The 17,260-nt window shown below is 64.8% G+C and carries 18 protein-coding genes and 1 riboswitch; of the genes, 13 read left to right on the top strand and 5 right to left on the bottom strand.

All coding sequences use genetic code 11. The features are described from left to right. Positions 1-49 precede the first annotated feature (49 nt). From ACSVHC_RS03845 to ACSVHC_RS03825, 5 genes are read left to right on the top strand one after another with little or no spacing between them, the layout of a single operon-like run. Positions 50-967, top strand: a complete 918-nt coding sequence (locus ACSVHC_RS03845; RefSeq protein ID WP_437773012.1) for an SIS domain-containing protein — start codon at positions 50-52, stop codon at positions 965-967. Between the two features lie 8 nt (positions 968-975). Further along, on the top strand, positions 976-1,926 hold the full coding sequence (locus ACSVHC_RS03840) for an ROK family protein (RefSeq protein WP_437773013.1): 951 nt from the start codon (positions 976-978) through the stop codon (positions 1,924-1,926). A gap of 8 nt (positions 1,927-1,934) precedes the next feature. Continuing rightward, on the top strand, positions 1,935-2,879 hold the full coding sequence (locus ACSVHC_RS03835) for a 1-phosphofructokinase family hexose kinase (RefSeq protein WP_439180598.1): 945 nt from the start codon (positions 1,935-1,937) through the stop codon (positions 2,877-2,879). After that, positions 2,876-3,715: a class II fructose-bisphosphate aldolase gene (locus ACSVHC_RS03830; protein ID WP_437773015.1), complete on the top strand. Its 840-nt coding sequence runs from the start codon at positions 2,876-2,878 to the stop codon at positions 3,713-3,715. The genes ACSVHC_RS03835 and ACSVHC_RS03830 overlap by 4 nt, the downstream gene beginning before the upstream one ends. A gap of 23 nt (positions 3,716-3,738) precedes the next feature. Continuing rightward, complete coding sequence (locus ACSVHC_RS03825) at positions 3,739-4,530, top strand: DeoR/GlpR family DNA-binding transcription regulator (RefSeq protein WP_345449690.1); 792 nt, start codon at positions 3,739-3,741, stop codon at positions 4,528-4,530. Positions 4,531-4,546: 16 nt separating this feature from the next. Here ACSVHC_RS03825 and ACSVHC_RS03820 read toward each other — a convergent pair whose 3' ends face one another. Continuing rightward, a complete protein-coding gene (locus ACSVHC_RS03820; RefSeq protein ID WP_437773016.1) occupies positions 4,547-5,227 on the bottom strand; it encodes a histidine phosphatase family protein in 681 nt (226 codons plus the stop codon). Positions 5,228-5,326: 99 nt separating this feature from the next. On the opposite strand from ACSVHC_RS03820, the gene ACSVHC_RS03815 reads away from it, so the two are divergent. After that, a complete protein-coding gene (locus tag ACSVHC_RS03815) occupies positions 5,327-6,091 on the top strand; it encodes a CPBP family intramembrane glutamic endopeptidase (RefSeq protein ID WP_437773017.1) in 765 nt (254 codons plus the stop codon). Between the two features lie 100 nt (positions 6,092-6,191). Here ACSVHC_RS03815 and ACSVHC_RS03810 read toward each other — a convergent pair whose 3' ends face one another. Beyond that, positions 6,192-6,830 carry a VOC family protein gene (locus tag ACSVHC_RS03810; protein ID WP_437773018.1) on the bottom strand — a complete coding sequence of 213 codons (639 nt, stop codon included), beginning with the start codon at positions 6,828-6,830 and terminating at the stop codon, positions 6,192-6,194. 246 nt (positions 6,831-7,076) lie between these two features. On the opposite strand from ACSVHC_RS03810, the gene ACSVHC_RS03805 reads away from it, so the two are divergent. Both ACSVHC_RS03805 and metX read left to right on the top strand, forming a co-directional pair. After that, positions 7,077-8,393, top strand: coding sequence for a bifunctional o-acetylhomoserine/o-acetylserine sulfhydrylase (locus ACSVHC_RS03805; RefSeq protein WP_439180597.1), 1,317 nt, complete (start codon positions 7,077-7,079; stop codon positions 8,391-8,393). Positions 8,394-8,553: 160 nt separating this feature from the next. Next, positions 8,554-8,669, top strand: a riboswitch (SAM riboswitch). 13 nt (positions 8,670-8,682) lie between these two features. Next, positions 8,683-9,804 carry a homoserine O-acetyltransferase MetX gene (metX, locus tag ACSVHC_RS03800; protein ID WP_437773020.1) on the top strand — a complete coding sequence of 374 codons (1,122 nt, stop codon included), beginning with the start codon at positions 8,683-8,685 and terminating at the stop codon, positions 9,802-9,804. Position 9,805: 1 nt separating this feature from the next. On the opposite strand, the gene ACSVHC_RS03795 is transcribed toward metX, so the two are convergent. Further along, complete coding sequence (locus ACSVHC_RS03795) at positions 9,806-10,198, bottom strand: hypothetical protein (protein ID WP_437773021.1); 393 nt, start codon at positions 10,196-10,198, stop codon at positions 9,806-9,808. 67 nt (positions 10,199-10,265) lie between these two features. After that, positions 10,266-11,108: an SGNH/GDSL hydrolase family protein gene (locus tag ACSVHC_RS03790; protein ID WP_437773022.1), complete on the bottom strand. Its 843-nt coding sequence runs from the start codon at positions 11,106-11,108 to the stop codon at positions 10,266-10,268. 69 nt (positions 11,109-11,177) lie between these two features. Between ACSVHC_RS03790 and ACSVHC_RS03785 the strand changes: the two genes are divergently transcribed. After that, positions 11,178-11,831, top strand: coding sequence for an alpha/beta hydrolase (locus ACSVHC_RS03785; RefSeq protein WP_437773023.1), 654 nt, complete (start codon positions 11,178-11,180; stop codon positions 11,829-11,831). Between the two features lie 73 nt (positions 11,832-11,904). On the opposite strand, the gene ACSVHC_RS03780 is transcribed toward ACSVHC_RS03785, so the two are convergent. Then, positions 11,905-12,135, bottom strand: a complete 231-nt coding sequence (locus ACSVHC_RS03780; RefSeq protein ID WP_345449698.1) for an RNA-binding S4 domain-containing protein — start codon at positions 12,133-12,135, stop codon at positions 11,905-11,907. Between the two features lie 33 nt (positions 12,136-12,168). On the opposite strand from ACSVHC_RS03780, the gene ACSVHC_RS03775 reads away from it, so the two are divergent. The 4 genes from ACSVHC_RS03775 (at position 12,169) to ACSVHC_RS03760 (ending at position 17,252) form a co-directional block, all read left to right on the top strand. Continuing rightward, entirely contained in the window at positions 12,169-13,149 is a 981-nt protein-coding gene (locus tag ACSVHC_RS03775; protein ID WP_437773024.1) for a DMT family transporter, read from the top strand. 131 nt (positions 13,150-13,280) lie between these two features. Beyond that, positions 13,281-14,666, top strand: coding sequence for a glycine--tRNA ligase (locus ACSVHC_RS03770; protein WP_345449700.1), 1,386 nt, complete (start codon positions 13,281-13,283; stop codon positions 14,664-14,666). A gap of 2 nt (positions 14,667-14,668) precedes the next feature. Further along, positions 14,669-15,643: a GNAT family N-acetyltransferase gene (locus tag ACSVHC_RS03765; RefSeq protein ID WP_439180596.1), complete on the top strand. Its 975-nt coding sequence runs from the start codon at positions 14,669-14,671 to the stop codon at positions 15,641-15,643. Positions 15,644-15,779: 136 nt separating this feature from the next. After that, on the top strand, positions 15,780-17,252 hold the full coding sequence (locus ACSVHC_RS03760; RefSeq protein WP_439180595.1) for a YibE/F family protein: 1,473 nt from the start codon (positions 15,780-15,782) through the stop codon (positions 17,250-17,252). Positions 17,253-17,260: the final 8 nt, after the last annotated feature.

The raw sequence follows: 17,260 nt of genomic DNA, 5'->3' as shown, positions 1-17,260 counted from the left end.
GTGCGTTGAAGAGTGCGTCGAAGAAGCGCGGACAGGAATGGTAAGTGCGATGAGTAACAACACCCTCGGGGCCTTCATGGAAGAAGAGCTTGTTTCGCAGCCCGAGGTCTGGAAGCGGGCCATCGAGCAATCCAAGGCGGAGCACCTGCTTCCCGCTGACGGTGAGCGGATCGCCGTCGTCGGTTGCGGTACCTCATGGTTCATGGCGCAGAGCTATGCCGCCGCCCGCGAATCCGCGGGCAAGGGCGTCACCGACGCCTTTGCAGCGTCCGAAGCCTTCCTCAATCACAACAGCGCCGGCCGCCAGTACGACGCCGTGATCGCCATTACCCGCTCCGGCACCACCACTGAGGTGCTTGAGCTCCTTGAAGCCTTGCGTGGAAAAGTCCGCACTATCGCCGTGATCGGCGACGTAAATTCACCCATCACCACCCTGGCCAACGCCGTGATCGGCCTTCCCTACGCCGACGAGAAATCGGTGGTCCAGACCCGCTTTGCCACCACAGCCCTCGTGTACCTCCTGACGAGCCTTGGTATCGAACTCGGCACGGCGATTGAGGATGCCCGCACTGCCGTCACCGAGCCTGTTTCCCAGGAGTTGCTCGACGCCGAACAGTTCACCTTCCTCGGTACCGGCTGGACCGTTGGCCTGGCCCACGAAGCCGGACTCAAGATGCGCGAAGCAGTGCAGGGCTGGACCGAATCCTATCCGGCGATGGAGTACCGGCACGGTCCCATTTCCATTGCCGCCCCAGGCCGCGTGACGTGGATCTTCGGCCCGCAGCCCGAGGGCCTCGACGCCGACATGGGCCGCACGGGCGCCCTCTACGTCAACACCGGCAAGCATCCGCTCGCCGAGCTGGCCCGGGTCCATAAGGTCACCTTGGAGCGGGCACGCGTGCGCGGCCTCAACCCCGATCTGCCGCGCAACCTCACGCGCTCTGTTGTCCTGAACGCCACGGCCTAGGCAATCCCATGGTTCTCGGAGCCGCTGAATCCGCAGTCCTGGCCTTCGACGTCGGCGGGACGGATCTGAAGGCAGGCCTTGTCGACACAGCCGGGAATGTCCTTGGCCTGCGCCGCACCGCTACGCCGCATGATCCCTTGCGGCCGGGCGAGGCGATCCTGGACGCAGTCGAGGCATTGGCCTCGGAATTTGCCGCTGAATTCCCCGGCCACCCAGCGAAAGCCGCGTGCATTGTGGTTCCGGGAATCGTTGATTCCGACACCGGAGTAGGGATCTATTCGGCGAACCTGGGCTGGCGGAACTTTCCCTTTGGGGAAAAGGCCGCGCAACGCCTCGGGCTGCCGGTCTCCTTCGGCCACGATGTCAGCACGGCCGCCGAAGCCGAATTCCGGTTCGGAGCGGCCCGCGATTTTCGCAACGTCGTGGTGATGGTGGTCGGCACGGGGATCGCCGCCGCCGTCATCTCCGACGGGTACCCGGTGCGCGCAGGCGGCTTCGCCGGGGAACTGGGCCACGCCCTCGTACCGGACCCCGACGGTCCCGGGACCACTATCCTTGAGGCCGTCGGCTCCGCCGGAGCGATCGCCCGGCGTTACAGCGACAAAGCCGGAACACCGCGCGCCGGTGCCCGTGAAGTCCTTGAACGGGCCACAGCGGGCGATGCACTTGCGGCAAGGATCTGGGCCGACGCGGTGGACGCCCTCGCTTTCAGCCTCAGCCAATGCGTCAGCATCATTGGCACCGAAGCAGTGGTGGTTGGCGGCGGGCTTGCCGAAGCGGGTGAAGGACTCCTGCAGCCACTGCGTTCGCGCCTCGATGAGCTGCTCGATTTCCAGCGCCGGCCCATCATCATGCGCGCCCAGCTCGGCCAGGATGCAGGTTTGCTCGGCGCCGCCATGAGGGCACGGGCCTTGCTCCCGGCCGCGAAGGCCGCCTCCGGCACGGGGACGGGGCGGTGAACCAGGCCATGAAAAGGGTCATCACCGTCACGCCTAATCCGGCCATCGACCTCAGCTACCACGTCGCCGGAATCACCCCCGGAGCAAGCCATCGCGTTGCCGGACCCCTCAGCCGCGCAGGCGGAAAGGGCCTCAATGTTGCGCGCGTGGCCCACCAGCTGGGCCATCCCGTGCTGGCGATCGCGCCCTCGGGCGGCACGTCCGGTGCCGAATTCGCCGCCGAACTGCTCAGCAGCGGCGTACCGCATCGCCTCATTCCGGTCGCCGCGGAAACACGGCGCAGCATTGCGCTCGTGGACACGGTGGGCGGCGAAACGTCCATCTTCAATGAAGAGGGCAGTCCCCTCCAAGCGTCCGAATGGCAGGCGCTGGCCGCCGCCGTCGTCGACGCCCTTGACGGGCAAAGCGCGGGAGTGCTTGTCGGTTCCGGCAGCCTGCCACCCGGCGCGCCGGCCGACTTCTACCCGGCGCTGGTGCGCCTGGCGCACGACGCCGGGATTCCCGCCGTCGTCGATACTTCCGGTCCCGGGATCATCGCCGCCGCGCGGGCCGGGGCGGACCTCCTCAAGCCCAACAATCACGAACTCCTTGAAGCAACAGGGGAAAGCAGCCTTGACGTGGCCGCAGGGCGATTGATCGCCCTCGGGGCCAAGACGGTACTGGTCAGTGCCGGCGCTGAAGGCATGCTCGCGTTCCACCATGCGTCCCCCGGAGGCTACTGGAGCGCCCGGCTCCCGGAACCGCTCAGCGGCAACCCCACCGGAGCCGGCGACGCCGGAGTGGCGGCGGCCGCCGTCGCGCTCGCCGACGGGATCACGGACATCCCCACGATCCTCCGCCGGGCGACAGCCTGGTCCGCCGCCGCGGTGCTCATGCCGGCCGCCGGTGAGATCTCACCGCTCTACGCGGACCTCGAAGACCAACTTATTCTCAGCTGGAAGGAGACCCTGTGACGCTCGTCAGCACACGGGAACTCATGGATACCGCCGCGACCAACGGAATCGGACAGGGCGCCTTCAATGTCGTCCACCTCGAAACCGCCGAAGGCCTTGTTGCCGGGGCGGAGACGGCTGGTGTCCCGCTGATCCTGCAAATATCGGAGAACTGCGTCCGGTTCCACGGCGGACTCGTCCCGATTGCCCGGGGTGCCATGTCCATCGCCCGGGACTCTTCGGTGCCCGTGGCCCTGCACCTGGACCACGCCGAATCCGAAGAGCTGGCTATGCAGGCTGTCGACCTCGGGTTCGGTTCCGTCATGTACGACGGTGCGCACTTGCCCTATGGCTCGAATGTTGAAGTCACGCGTCGGGTCGCCAAATACGCCCAGGACCACGGGGTCTACGTCGAGGCCGAACTCGGCAAGGTGGGAGGCAAGGACGGTGCCCATGCCCCGGGAGTCCGCACGGATCCGGCCGAGGCTAGATCCTTCGTGGAAGCCACCGGCGTCGACGCCCTCGCCGTCGCCGTCGGTTCCTCGCACGCCATGACGGAACGCAGCGCAGCCTTGGACCTGGCCCTCATCACCCGGCTCAAGGAGGCCGTCCAGCTGCCGCTCGTCCTGCACGGATCCTCAGGCGTAGCAGATGAAACGCTGGTGGCGGCAATCCGGGCCGGTATGACTAAGATCAACGTATCCACACACTTGAACGGGTTCTTCACCCGCGCCGTCCGTGAGTACCTGGATGCCAACCCCTCGGTGGTGGACTCCCGCAAGTACATCAAGGCCGGACGGGACGCCTTGGTGCTGGAAACCGCACGTCTGCTGACGCTGTTCGCGAAAGTGAACTAGTCCCAATTTCCGGAAGGTTCGTGATGACCCGCAACGATCGACTGACAGCCATCCTTGATCTCCTCGCCGAGTCAGGGCATGTTGAGGTCGAGGATATCGTGACCCGACTGGCCGTCTCGCCGGCCACGGCGCGCCGTGATCTGGACAGCCTCGCCAAGCAGCGGCTCCTGAGCCGTACCCGTGGCGGAGCAACCACAGGATCGGTCGCCTACGAACTTCCGGGGCGCTACAACAGGGATGATCACGCCGAGGCAAAGCAGCAGATTGCCTTGGCAGCCTCGGAGCTCATCATGCCCGGGGCCGTGATCGGACTCAGCGGAGGCACCACCAATACGGCCCTGGCCCAGGTGCTGTCCACCCGCGAAGACCTGAACGCGCCCTCCAACAGGCCCATGCTGACGGTGGTCACCAACGCAATCAATATCGCCGCCCAGCTTGCCGTGCGTCCCAACATCAAGATCATGGTCACCGGCGGCATCCTGAACCCGCGTTCCTACGAACTTGTCGGGCCCTACACCGATGTCATCATGCAGAAGGTTGCCTTGGACATCGCCTTCATCGGCGTCAACGGAGTCGATCCGAAGATCGGCCCCACCATCACCGACGAGGGAGAAGCCATGGTGAATACCGTCATGGCCCGGCGCGCCACCGACTCCTATGTCCTCGCCGACTCCACGAAGATCGGCAAGCGTGCCTTCGCGGCGATGGCCGGGTACGATTTCCGCCGGCTCATCACGGATTCGGGCATCACGGCAGAGGACAAAGCTGCGTTTGAAGCCGGCGGCACCGAAGTGATCGTGGCCAAGGACGCCTAGCTCTGTTAGATGGCCGTCAAAAGACCATCGGGGGAGCGTTCAACACGGTTTCGTCCGTGCTGCGCCGCACCCACTGGCTGAACGGCGTGTCCAGATCGTACTTGTCCTGGTCGTTGCGGATCAGTGTCCGTAGCTCCGCGTTGCCCGGGTTGTTGAGGGACTCGAAGTACTCCACCGACCAGTGGAACCACCGCATGCAGAAGAGCCGCATGGTGAGGCCATGGGTCACCAGCAGGGTGTTGGGCGCGTAGTCGGGTTTCTCCCAATGCCGGTACAGGGTTTCCATGAAGGACGAAATCCGGTCGTAGACATCGGAACCTGATTCGCCCTCGCGGAAGCGGTAGAAGAAGTGCCCGTAGAGGTTGCGGAGCTCCTTCTGGTCCCCGATGTCTCCGGCAATCTGGAAGTTGGCCCAGTCCTGTTCACGCAGCCGGGGCTCCTCGATCACCCTTTCCGTGAGGCCGCCCAGATTCAGTGCCTCGAGGGTCTGGTATGCCCGAAGGTACGGCGAGACATAAACGCACACGGATTCGCCGTCGAGCTTCCTGCGCAGTGCCTCACCCGCGGCCCGTGCCTGCTCGATGCCGAGCTCCGTCAACGGGATACGGTAATCGGGCACACGGTTGTAGATGGAAGTGTCGGCGTTGGCGGCGGACTGGCCGTGCCGGATCATGAAGATTCGTGCTGGCGCGCTCATCCCACCAAGCATAGGGTCAGGAGACGCCTGGCCATGCAAACGGACTCCGGGTGGCCGGGCTCAGGGGAAACATCAGGCAAATGCAGGCAAGATAGGAGCATGCTCCTAGCCTCAACGCGCCGGTTGCGCGCCGAAGTACTGATTGTCCTTGGCCTGTCCCTCGGCCAATCGGCCGTGTACTCCGTGGTGCAGTTGCTGGACAAGATGACCCAGGGGCCTTTGGCCCATGCGACGTCCACCCTCAACCGCTCGCAGAGCACGCGCGAGTACTTCGATCTCACCTACCAGCTGTTGGATATCACGTTCGCCCTGGTCCCGGTGGTGTTGGTGTTCTACTTCCTGTCTTTGCACCGCCAAACGGCGGAGAGCCCCTCGGGTTTCACCCGGCTGGGCTTCAACTTCGCCCGCCCGGGCCGCGACGCGTTGCAAGGACTAGGCCTCGCCGCGCTGATCGGGATCCCGTCGCTGGGCCTCTATGCTGCCGGCCGCGCCCTGGGGATCACCACAGCGATCATTCCCAGCGGCCTGGACTCCTACTGGTGGACCGTGCCGGTGCTGGTCCTCTCCGCGGTGCGGCACGCCGTCGTCGAAGAAGTGATCGTGGTGGGCTACCTCCTGGACCGGTTCGGGAAGTTCGGGTGGAGCACCCCGCTGGCGATCGTGCTCAGCGCGCTCCTTCGCGGCAGCTACCACCTGTACCAAGGCTTCGGACCTTTCATCGGCAATGCCGTCATGGGCCTCGTGTTCGGCTGGATATACACGAAGACCAAAAGGGTCATGCCGCTCGTGGTGGCCCACGCCCTCCTGGACATTGTGGCGTTCGTCGGCTTCAGTGTCTTCGGCAAGGCCATCGGGCTGGGCTAGGGGCGCGTTAAAAGGTTTCGGCCGCCATTGCGGGGTGACGTCATTGGCACCCGCATAATGGCGGCCGAAGTTTTCCGGGCCATCCTGGCCCGTTGGTCCGTCAGATCGTGACGGCTCCGTTGGCGGTTTCGAACGTTACCGACATGATGCCCGGCGTTCCGTGCGGAGCCATCCATTGGACAGCAACGTCCTCAAGCGGCTTCTCCACGGGTTCTCCGAGCCATTCGGTAACCCGTTCCGCGGAGCCGGCAATGGTGAGGCTGGACATCTTGACGTCGCTTGGGTACACGAGGGACGGGTGAAGTGCAGGGTCGCCCTCCCAACGGAGCAGGTACGGAACCTGGGGATCGGCGATGAGTCCCAGGATGCCGATCTGCGACCAAACGAGTTCGCGGCCGTCCGGAAACTTGCGGTTGCCGGGGACAGCGGCGCGTCCGAGCCGCTCTTCGAACGGGCTCAGGTCGTCAACAGCGACGCACCAGCCCATCCAACCGCCTCCTGCGGCGGAGCGTGCACGGACTGCTTGTCCAAAAGGTGCCTTGTCGGATGCCGGGTGGTCTAGGACCTCGACAACTTCCAGGTATTTGTGGTCAGCAAGGGGGATGATCATGTTCCGGGTACCGAAGCGCGGATGCACTCCGCCCCGGACTGCGTCCACTCCCAATGCTGCGGAAATTCGCTCGGTGGTGGCCAAGAGGCCATCTCGTTCACAAGCGTAAGAGACGTGATCCATGCGCATGGCTTCATCTTGGCACTTTGTGATGGAGCTCTCAGCTAAGTCAAGCCTAACCAAGGTGGGATGTATCGAAAAGGCAGCTCAGAGTCACTTCAGGACGCGCCGGGACCGAAAACTACTGTGTTCGTCACAAACCTTCCGGAGCCCGCAATACCGTCCATAGACTGGCGCCAACCGAACGCCGGCAGGCTGAATACTTCAGCCCGGCAGGCTGAAACACGGCAAGAGCCCAGACAACCAGGAGTCCGCATGTCGCAAGGATGGTCATTCGAAACGCGCCAGATCCACGCCGGCCAGGAGCCGGACGCCGCCACCGGCGCCCGGGCACTTCCCATCTACCAGACCACTTCGTTCGTCTTTCCCAGCGCGGAAAGCGCGGCCAACCGCTTTGCGCTCGCCGAGCTGGCACCCATCTACACCCGGATCGGCAACCCCACGCAGGATGCGGTGGAACAGCGCATAGCGAGCCTGGAGGGTGGACTCGCGGCACTCCTGCTGAGCTCCGGCCAGGCCGCGGAAACGTTCGCCATCCTCAACGTCGCCGAGGCTGGCGACCACCTGGTCGCCAGCCCGAGCCTCTACGGCGGCACATACAACCTGCTGGCGCACACGCTGAAGAAATTCGGAATCTCGGTCACCTTCGTCGAGGACCCGGACAACCTCGAACACTGGCGTGACGCCGTGCAGCCAAACACCAAGCTGTTCTTCGCCGAAGTCGTCTCCAACCCGCGCCAGGACGTTTTGGACATCGAGGGCGTCTCCCGCATCGCGCACGAAGCCGGAGTCCCGCTCGTCGTCGACAACACCCTCGCCACGCCCTACCTGATCCGGCCCATCGAGTGGGGCGCGGACATCGTGGTGCATTCGGCCACCAAGTACCTGGGCGGGCACGGATCCGCCATTGCCGGAGTCATCGTGGACTCCGGCAACTTCGATTTCGGCAAGGACCCCGAGCGGTTCCCCAACTTCAACACTCCGGACCCCAGCTATAACGGCCTGGTCTATGCCCGGGACCTCGGCAAGGACGGTGCCCTCGGCGCGAACCTCTCCTACATCCTCAAGGCCCGGGTCCAGCTCCTGCGCGACCTTGGCTCGGCAGTTTCACCGTTCAACGCTTTCCTGATCTCCCAGGGAATCGAAACCCTCAGCCTGCGGGTGGAACGCCACGTGGAGAACGCCACGAAAGTGGCGCAATGGCTCGAAGGGCGCGACGACGTCGAATCGGTCGCGTACGCGGGGCTGCCTTCCAGTCCGTGGTTCGAGCGCGGGCGGAAGTACGGACCCCGCGGCACCGGCGCGGTGGTGTCCTTCACCATCCGCGGCGGGATCGACGCCGGCAAACGCTTCGTGGACGCCCTGGAACTGCATTCGCACGTGGCAAACATCGGGGACGTCCATTCCTTGGTTATCCACCCCGCGTCCACGACACACAGCCAGCTGACCCCCGAACGGCAGGCCGTGGCCGGAGTGACCCCGGGCCTGGTGCGGCTGTCCGTCGGGATCGAGCACATCGACGACATCCTCGCGGACCTCGAGTCAGGATTCCGGGCGGCGAAGGGCAGCTAGTGCCGCTCCGGATGGCGCAGGAGGCCGGCGGGCGACGCAACATGAATCTTCGCCAGCCGGCCTCCTTGGTCCCTGCTTCGTGAACAAAACACGGTCAAGTGTCACAAAGGTGTCATAATCTTCGTCAGAAGGGGTCCGGTTTTCCTAGACTCTTCCTATAGGTCATGAGTGCCAGCGACAGCCCCGGCTTGCTGGCCGGCAACCCTCCATTCGCGGCGGGGTGCCCCGGGTGAAGACCTGGCCCTTCGCTGTGTTGGCGGCGGGCAAGCGCGATGTGAGGTGTCAACGAATGACAATTGCTGCAACAGCCATACCCCTTTCCGGTACCCAGGACGGAACACTCAAATATGTTTCCGTGGGCGGACTCGAACTGGAGGCCGGAGGTTTCCTGCCGGAGGTCCTCCTTGCGTACGAAACATGGGGGCGGCTCAATGCCGACGCTTCGAACGCCGTCCTGGTGGAACACGCCCTGACGGGCAGCACCCATGTGGCCCGTGGCGAGAGCGACGAAGAAGGCTGGTGGGAGCAACTCGTTGGTCCGGGCGCCACCATCGACACGGACCGCTACTTCGTGGTCTCCGTCAACATCGTGGGAGGCTGCTACGGCAGCACCGGGCCGTCGTCGAGCGCTCCTGACGGCAAACCGTGGGGTTCCCGCTTCCCTCTGGTGACGCTGAGGGACAGCACCGTAGCCGAAGCCCGGCTCGCCGACGCTCTAGGGATCCGCAGCTGGCACACCGTCGTGGGCGGGTCCATGGGCGGTGCCCGTGCACTCGAATGGGCTGTCGGCTATCCGGGCCGGGTCGAGCGATGCGCCGTGATTTCGATCGGGGCGTACAGCACTGCCGAGCAGATCGCGTTCGCGCAGGCCCAGACGCTCGCCATCCGGCAGGACGCCGACTTCAACGGCGGTGACTACTATGGCCAGGCCGCGCCCGAGGCGGGGTTGGCCCTTGCCCGGCGGATCGCCCACATCACCTACCGTTCGGCGGATGAACTGGACTTCCGCTTCGGCAGGAACGCCCAAGGCGGCGAGGCACCCCTCCAGGCTGCCGCGCTGGGGGACCGCGGCCGCTACCAGGTGGAGAGCTACCTCGACCACCAGGGACGCAAGCTGGTCCAGCGCTTCGACGCCAACAGCTACATCGCCATCACCGAGGCCCTCATGAGCCACGACATCACCCGCGGCCGCGGCTCATTGGAGGAGGCGCTGTCCGTGGCAACGGCGAAGTTCTTCGTTGCGTCGGTGGACTCGGACCGGCTCTACTTCCCGGAACAATCCCACGAGCTGGCCAAGGCCTTGCCCGGAGAGGTCCCGGTTCACGTAATCCAGGCGCCGATCGGGCACGACGGTTTCCTCACCGAGATCGGCCAGCTCGGCCCCCAGTTGCGCGAAGCCTTCTTCGGCTGAATCAGCCGTTCATGATCTCCTGGCGGAGCTTCATGTAATCCTCCATGGCGATTTTCCCGTCGCTGTACTCCTGGTCCAGTTCGGCCAGTTTCCGTGCCCGGTAGCCTTGGGGCGCGCTGTTCGGCTGGGGCGCGCTGTTCGTTTGCGGAGCAGCCGACGACGGCGGAGCGGCCTGCGGTACGGGCGTCGCCACCGGGGGTTGCGGCTCAGCCGGGAAAATTACCGGGGGTTGCTCCGGGTATCCGACGGGGTTGGTCTGCGGAGGATAGGGCTGACCGGGGTAATTCTGCGGAGGGAAGTCCCGGAGCCTGCGTTGGCGCGAGCGGTTGTACATGCGGATCCCCATCGGAATCAGCCAAGAGCAGACGATGATCCAGAAGATCAAATTGTTCACGGTACAGGCCTCCTAGGTCTTTCACCAGCTTAGCCCCGCCCCCCGTGACCCGCCCTGTGGTTCCCGCTCAACTCCGGGGCAGGAAGGTGTCGGCAGGACCGAAGACGGGTCCCGGCGTCGGGCGTTTCGGCAGGATGCCGTCACCGGAGGACCGGTGCCGGATCCTGCGGATGACCCAGGGGACAAAATACTCCCGTGCCCATACGAGGTCGCCCGAGCGGGCTTCGCGCCAACTGCGCTGGGGGAGCGGCTTGGGGAACAGTGGTTCGAGGCTATGCGGCACATTGAGTGAGTCGAGGACCATCGCGGCGATCGTGTGGTGGCCGAGCGGGGAGAAATGCAGGCGGTCTTCGTCCCACATCTGGGAGTTGGAGAGCTGCCGCAGGGACCACATATCAGCGATCACGGCATCGTTGCGGGCGGCCACCGTGCGGAGGTTTTCGTTGTAGATGGCCACCTTGCCGCGGATCCGGCCGAGTACTGACGACAAGGTGTCCGGGCCGTTGAAGAGAACCACGGTGGCGCCTTCGGAACTCAGGGTCTGCACGGCGGCATCGAGTTTCTCGGCCAGGGCGTCCGGATCGCCGCCGGGACGGATGAGGTCGTTGCCGCCTGCGGAGATGCTCACGAGGTCCGGCTTGAGGTCCATGCACGGGCCAAGTTGTTCGTCGAGGATCTGCTGGAGCAGCCGCCCGCGGATGGCGAGGTTAGCGTAGGCGAAATCCCGGTGTCCCCTGCTCAGTTCCTCGGCTACGCGGTCGGCCCAGCCGCGATGTCCCCCTGGATTGTTGGGTTCCGGGTCGCCGATGCCTTCGGTAAAGGAATCACCGAGTGCCACGTAGCGCGTCCACGGATGAATCCGCTCGTGCGGCTTTGCCTCCACCATGGAATCAGTGTCACTCACGTTCATATCCTGCCTCTTGCTGCAACGCTACGCGCCCGTAGCTTGTTACTCATGGGTAACTGTAAGAATAGTCCCATGAGTCAAGCTTCTGCCTTTCCCGCCCCGGTCGTTTTGTGGTCCCACGAAGAGGAGGAGCGGGCTGGAAAGCCGTTGCTGGTCCTGTTGCACGGTTACGGCTCCAACGAGCAAGACCTCTTCAGCCTTGCCGGGCTGTTGCCCCGGGACTTCGTCGTCGCTTCGCTCCGCGCGCCGATCGCGACGGGCCCAGGCTTCACGTGGTTCCCGCTCACGGCGTCCATCGACTACTCGCTCGACGCCGTCAAGGACGCCGCGGAGTACGTGTTTTCCTGGTTGGACTCGTGCAAGTCCAACCACAGCTCGGTGACGCTCCTCGGATTTTCCATGGGCATGGCCATGGCAACCTCGCTGCTCCGTCAGCGCCCGGCGGACTTTGCCGCCGTCGTCGGGCTTTCAGGCTTCGTCGTGGACGCCGATGCCGACCCCGCCTTCCGTGACGCCGAACTGGACGGTTCCGTGCCGCTCTTCTGGGGCCGGGACCAGCAGGACCCTGTCATCACCCCCGACAAGATCGAATACACCATGGGGTGGGTGCGAAAGCACACGGACCTCACCAAGGTGCTCTACACGGGTATGTGGCACGGCATCAACGAGCAGGAAATCGGCCACGTATGCGAATTCCTGGAGCACAAGGTCCTCGCGTCCGTCTGAAAGCAACGCGGGGTCACTTACGGCCCATTCCGAGGCACTTAATGGGCCATAAGTGACCCCGCGTTGCCAATAGCTAGGAAGCGGCGGTGATCCGCACCGTCTGCCCGTTGACGGTCACGGTGTCGCCGACATGGAGCTGGCGGCCCCGGCGATCGTCGATCTCGCCGTTGACTTTGACCAGGCCGTTCTTGATGAGTTCCGTAGCTTCCACGCCGTCCTCCACCAGATTGGCGAGCTTCAGGAGCTGACCAAGGCGGATCATGTCGTCGCGGATGGGGATTTCTTCGATTTCCGGGTTGCTCATACAAGCAATGATGCCTGAAGTAAGGTGGTGAAAATGCCGCAGTCGTCCCGCCCCTTGCTCACCGGACTGCTCCTCGCCGTGGCCACCGGGCTCGTGATCCCGCTTCAGGGCCGGATCAATGGCGCCCTGGGAGCAACGCTCGACGACGGCATCGCGGCCGCCGTCGTGAGTTTCACCACCGGGCTGGTACTGATCGCGGCGATCGGACTGGCGCTGCCGAAAGGCCGCGCCGCCCTGCGAAGGGTCCTGCCCGCCCTCAAGGAGCGCAGTTTTCCGCGGTTCTATGTCCTGGCCGGCGGTATCGGCGCCCTGTTCGTGTTCGCGCAATCTTTCACGGTCGGCTTGCTTGGCGTGGCCTTGTTTACGGTCGCCGCGGTCACTGGCCAGACCCTGAGCGGACTGCTCGTGGACCGGCTCGGCATCGGTCCCGGCGGCAAACGCTCGATCACCGGGGTCCGCATCCTCGGCAGCATCCTGACGATCGCCGCCGTCGTCTGGGCCGTCTCGCCGCGCCTTGGGGCAGCCGCCGACGTCGGGTCCTTGCTGCTGCCGATCCTGTTGCCGGTCGTGGCGGGTTGCCTCATGAGTTTCCAGCAGGCGATGAACGGTACAGCGACCGTGCACTACGGCAGCCCTATCGCCGCGACGCTGGTGAATTTCGTGGCTGGAACAGTCATTCTCTGGATCGCCTGGCTGATCAAGTTGTCGCTGCTTGGTCCTGGCCACGCCCTGCCCGCCGAATGGTGGTATTACTTGGGCGGGCCGATGGGCTGCGTCTTTATCGGCCTGGCTGCCTTGTTGGTCCGCAGCCTCGGTGTCCTGGTCACCGGGCTGGGAATGATTGCGGGCCAGCTGCTCGGATCGCTCGCGCTTGACCTGGTCCTGCCGGCTCCAGGAACCGTGGTGGCCTTGCCCACGATTCTTGGCACCTTGCTGACCCTGTTCGCCATCATCGTCGCCACCTTGCCGTGGCCGAAGGGTGCGCTCTCGTCCCGCCGCCCCGGCAAGGGCTAGCCGGGCCAGTCCCGGAAGCAGGACAGCACCCAAAGGCCGGTAGGCTAGGACACGCAGCTTCCTGCACAGCATTACCTACGCGCACAAGCACGGACCGCACCCAGCGGCCCTGTAGAACATTGGAGTTACCCATGGCAGCAAAATCCGTCCTCGACCAGGTCATTTCCCTCTCCAAGCGGAGGGGCTTCGTGTTCCAGGCCGGTGAAATCTATGGTGGCTCCCGGTCCGCATGGGACTACGGTCCCCTCGGTGCCGAACTCAAGGAAAACATCAAGCGCCAGTGGTGGCAGAGCGTTGTCCGCGGCCGCGAAGATGTTGTAGGCCTCGATTCCTCCGTGATCCTGCCCCGCCAAGTATGGGAAGCCTCCGGCCACGTCGACGTGTTCTCCGACCCCCTGGTCGAGTGCCTTTCCTGCCACAAGCGCTACCGCGCCGACCACCTCGAGGAAGAGTACGAGGAAAAGAAGGGCCGTCCCGCCGAAAACGGCCTCAAGGACATTGCCTGCGCCAACTGCGGCACCCGCGGCCAATGGACCGAACCTCAGGAGTTCTCCGGCCTGCTCAAGACCTTCCTGGGCCCAGTGGCCAGTGAAGAAGGCCTGCACTACCTGCGCCCGGAAACCGCGCAGGGCATCTTCGTCAACTTCAGCAACGTGCTCACCACATCCCGCAAGAAGCCGCCGTTCGGCATCGGCCAGATCGGCAAGTCCTTCCGGAACGAGATCACGCCGGGCAACTTCATCTTCCGCACCCGCGAGTTCGAACAAATGGAGATGGAATTCTTCGTCGAGCCGGGCACCGACGAAGAATGGCACCAGTACTGGATGAAGGAACGCATGTCCTGGTACACCGATCTGGGTATCCGGCCGGAGAACCTGCGTTTCTACGAGCACCCGCTGGACAAGCTCAGCCACTACTCCAAGGGCACCACGGATATTGAATACCGCTTCGGTTTCCAGGGCTCCGAGTGGGGCGAGCTCGAGGGCATCGCCAACCGCACCGACTTCGACCTCTCGACTCACTCGAAGGCATCCGGCCAGGACCTCAGCTACTTCAACCAGGCCACCAACGAGCGCTACACGCCGTACGTCATTGAACCGGCCGCCGGCCTGACGCGTTCCTTCATGGCCTTCCTTGTGGACGCCTACACGGAGGACGAGGCACCCAACGCCAAGGGCGGCGTCGATGTCCGCACTGTCCTGAAGCTTGATCCGCGCCTGGCACCGGTCAAGGCAGCCGTGCTGCCCTTGAGCCGCAACGAGGACCTGTCCCCGAAGGCAAAGGACTTGGGCGCCCAGCTGCGCAAGAACTGGAACATCGACTTCGACGACGCCGGCGCCATCGGCCGCCGCTACCGTCGCCAGGACGAGATCGGCACCCCGTTCTGCATCACCGTGGACTTCGACACCCTCGACGACCAGGCCGTCACCATCCGTGAGCGCGACACCATGAGCCAGGAACGCGTGTCCCTGGACAAGGTGGAGGGCTACCTGGCCGCACGACTGATCGGCGCCTAAGCGTGTCCATCGAATACCGCGAATGGCGTGAGGGCGACGACCTCGTCCTCCTGGAAATGTGGGGCGGGCCCGAGACCCTGCCGGCCCAGCAATTCCGCGCAGCCCTGGCGCCGTCGAGCAATAGCGGCCAAAGCCAGCCTTGGCGCCGGTGCATCGTGGCCGAAGACGTCGTGGACGGCATCGGCATCCCGGTGGCGGCAGGTGTGGTCCACGAGGCCTCCCTGCACCCGGAACGGCTCTGGGCCTACATCGAGGTTGCCAAGGACCACCGCCGGAGCGGGATAGGGGCCACGCTCCTGACCATGCTGCGGCGCGAAGCCGAGCAGGCGCCGTCGGGGGTCACAAAGCTGCGCAGCAAGGTGGAGCCCGGCACGGCCGGCGCCGCCTTCGCCGAGTGGGCGGGACTTGCACCCATCCAGCGTTCGCAGCTCGTGGTGGTTGACCCCGAGCCGCTCAGGCTTCCGGTGTTTGGAGACGGCTCCGAAGCAGCGGCCTCCGAGCAGGTGGAAGACCTAGCCACGGGATCCGTGGAATTGAGCGACGTCGTAGGCCGGTACTACACCGCCGTGCACCACTGGGATAACCCGGGAGTGCTCGGCATCCCCACTGTGCAGCGGCTGTTCCTCGATGACCTGACGGGGGCACACGGCGCGGTGGTGCTGCGTGCGCCCAAGGCGAGTGCCTTTGGCTCGGGCGTTCCGGCCACCCGCAAGGGCAAGCTGCAGGCCTTCGCCATCAGCTACGCCCAGGGCAGCTCGGACGAGCCCTCGGAAGTGTTCCTTGGCCACGATCCGCTTTTGCAGGATGACGAGGCGCGCGCCGCAATCCGTGACCTGCTGGCGCTCATTGCCCATCAGCACCCCGTGCTCCTCGAGGTGGACGATTCCATGACGGCAGTGCGCGCCGTCGTCGATCCCTTGCTGGAGTTGGGCAAGGCGAAGCTCCGCGGCGCGGACACCCTGGTGGTCAGCGAATAACTGTTCTTCCCCGGCTGGCCCAACTGACTCGCAGTTGTTGTCGTTTTGAAGGCTCATAACGACAACAACTGCGAGTCAGTTGGGTGGGACGCAGCGCTGCCCCACGTAGGCTTGTGGGCATGAGGTTTTGCAGCTAATGGGTCACGGCCATTCACACGGACACACAGGGCATTTCGAGCCAAGCCCGCTGGCACTCGCGGCACGCAAGCGGGCCAACTGGCTCCTCGTGGCCGTGCTGGCCCCGATTGCCGTGCTCACGATCGTTGCCATGCTTGTGATGTGGCCGTCAGGGAGCAAGGAAGGCATCACCTTCGCGAGCCCCTACGCGGCCGCTCCCGGGGTGACGTTTGATACCGGCAAGATCCAAGCCGTCACCCAGGAAAACTGCACGCAGGGGACCCAGGCTCCCGGCACGAGCGGTACGAACCAAAGCAGCGGTACGAACCAAAGCAGCGGCACACAGCCGCAAGGGTCCCAATGCACCTTCGCGTCCACGCAGCCGGATAACGGCGGCAGCCCCGTCAAAGTGGTCATCAACCCGGATGTCGCCAAGTCCCACGGCGTCAAAGTGGGGGACAGCATCCGCTACCTGAACCTCTCCAAGGTGCAGGGCGCAGCGGCAGGCAACGGCTCGCCGTCGTACGTTTTCCTGGACTTCGTGCGGGCCGTTCCCATGGCGCTTCTGGCTCTCCTGTATGCCGTGGTGGTCATTGCGGTCGCGCGCTGGCGCGGCTTCAGGGCGCTCCTTGGACTGGCCGGAGCCTACGTGGTGATGGTCAGCTTCATGCTTCCCGGATTGGTGGAAGGCAAACCGCCGCTGCTCGTGGCATTGGTCGGCTCCACCGCCATCATGATCGGGGTGCTCTATTTCGCCCACGGATTCTCGGCCAAGACCTCCACCGCGTTGCTGGGCACGATCTTCGGCCTCGGAATTACAGCGCTGCTGGCGGCCTGGGCCACGGATGCGGCCAACCTGACCGGGATCGCCACCAGCGAGGGCGCCACACTCGTGAATATGTCGGACAAGATCTCCCTGTCCGGCATCATCCTGTGCGGGCTGATTATCTCCGGGCTCGGAGTCCTCAACGACGTGACCATCACCCAGTCCGCCGCCGTGTGGGAACTCTACGAGCTGGCGCCTGAAACCGGCGCGCGCAAGCTGTTCAGTTCAGCCATGAGGATCGGCCGGGACCACATCGCCTCCACCGTCTACACCATCGCCTTCGCCTACGCCGGTGCTGCGCTTCCCCTCTTGATCATTGTGATGCTGTACGACCGCCCGCTGGTCGATGCCCTCACCAGTGCCGAATTGTCCGAGGAAGTCATCCGCACGCTGGTGGGCTCCATCGGCCTGGTGCTTGCCATCCCGGTGACCACCTTGATCGCAGTACTGGTGGTCAAGGCGACCGGTCCGCGGCGGCTCGCGGCCGCCGGCACGGAGGATGCGAAAGCCGCCGGCACGGGGGATCCGGAAGCAACCCACGACGACGGCAACGTCCGCGAGCTTGAAACCGCCGGGTCCGCCGATGCCTTCGAATCGTTCGACACTGGCGAGCTTGCCGCCGTCGTCATGACCAGGCGGGCACGCAGGGAAGCCGAGCGCCGCTAGCCGTCGAT

The sequence above is a fragment of the Arthrobacter sp. KNU-44 genome (assembly GCF_051843155.1).
GTDB lineage: Bacteria > Actinomycetota > Actinomycetes > Actinomycetales > Micrococcaceae > Arthrobacter.
This window is presented reverse-complemented; position numbering and strand designations above follow the sequence as displayed.

Bases quoted from the DNA above. Each gene is read 5' to 3' on its own strand.
- ACSVHC_RS03845 (WP_437773012.1), top strand. From the start codon at position 50: ATGAGTAACAACACCCTCGGGGCCTTCATGGAAGAAGAGCTTGTTTCG.
- ACSVHC_RS03840 (WP_437773013.1), top strand. From the start codon at position 976: ATGGTTCTCGGAGCCGCTGAATCCGCAGTCCTGGCCTTCGACGTCGGC.
- ACSVHC_RS03835 (WP_439180598.1), top strand. From the start codon at position 1,935: ATGAAAAGGGTCATCACCGTCACGCCTAATCCGGCCATCGACCTCAGC.
- ACSVHC_RS03825 (WP_345449690.1), top strand. From the start codon at position 3,739: ATGACCCGCAACGATCGACTGACAGCCATCCTTGATCTCCTCGCCGAG.
- ACSVHC_RS03820 (WP_437773016.1), bottom strand. From the start codon at position 5,227: ATGAGCGCGCCAGCACGAATCTTCATGATCCGGCACGGCCAGTCCGCC.
- ACSVHC_RS03815 (WP_437773017.1), top strand. From the start codon at position 5,327: ATGCTCCTAGCCTCAACGCGCCGGTTGCGCGCCGAAGTACTGATTGTC.
- ACSVHC_RS03810 (WP_437773018.1), bottom strand. From the start codon at position 6,830: ATGCGCATGGATCACGTCTCTTACGCTTGTGAACGAGATGGCCTCTTG.
- ACSVHC_RS03805 (WP_439180597.1), top strand. From the start codon at position 7,077: ATGTCGCAAGGATGGTCATTCGAAACGCGCCAGATCCACGCCGGCCAG.
- metX (WP_437773020.1), top strand. From the start codon at position 8,683: ATGACAATTGCTGCAACAGCCATACCCCTTTCCGGTACCCAGGACGGA.
- ACSVHC_RS03790 (WP_437773022.1), bottom strand. From the start codon at position 11,108: ATGAACGTGAGTGACACTGATTCCATGGTGGAGGCAAAGCCGCACGAG.
- ACSVHC_RS03785 (WP_437773023.1), top strand. From the start codon at position 11,178: ATGAGTCAAGCTTCTGCCTTTCCCGCCCCGGTCGTTTTGTGGTCCCAC.
- ACSVHC_RS03780 (WP_345449698.1), bottom strand. From the start codon at position 12,135: ATGAGCAACCCGGAAATCGAAGAAATCCCCATCCGCGACGACATGATC.
- ACSVHC_RS03775 (WP_437773024.1), top strand. From the start codon at position 12,169: ATGCCGCAGTCGTCCCGCCCCTTGCTCACCGGACTGCTCCTCGCCGTG.
- ACSVHC_RS03770 (WP_345449700.1), top strand. From the start codon at position 13,281: ATGGCAGCAAAATCCGTCCTCGACCAGGTCATTTCCCTCTCCAAGCGG.
- ACSVHC_RS03760 (WP_439180595.1), top strand. From the start codon at position 15,780: ATGGGTCACGGCCATTCACACGGACACACAGGGCATTTCGAGCCAAGC.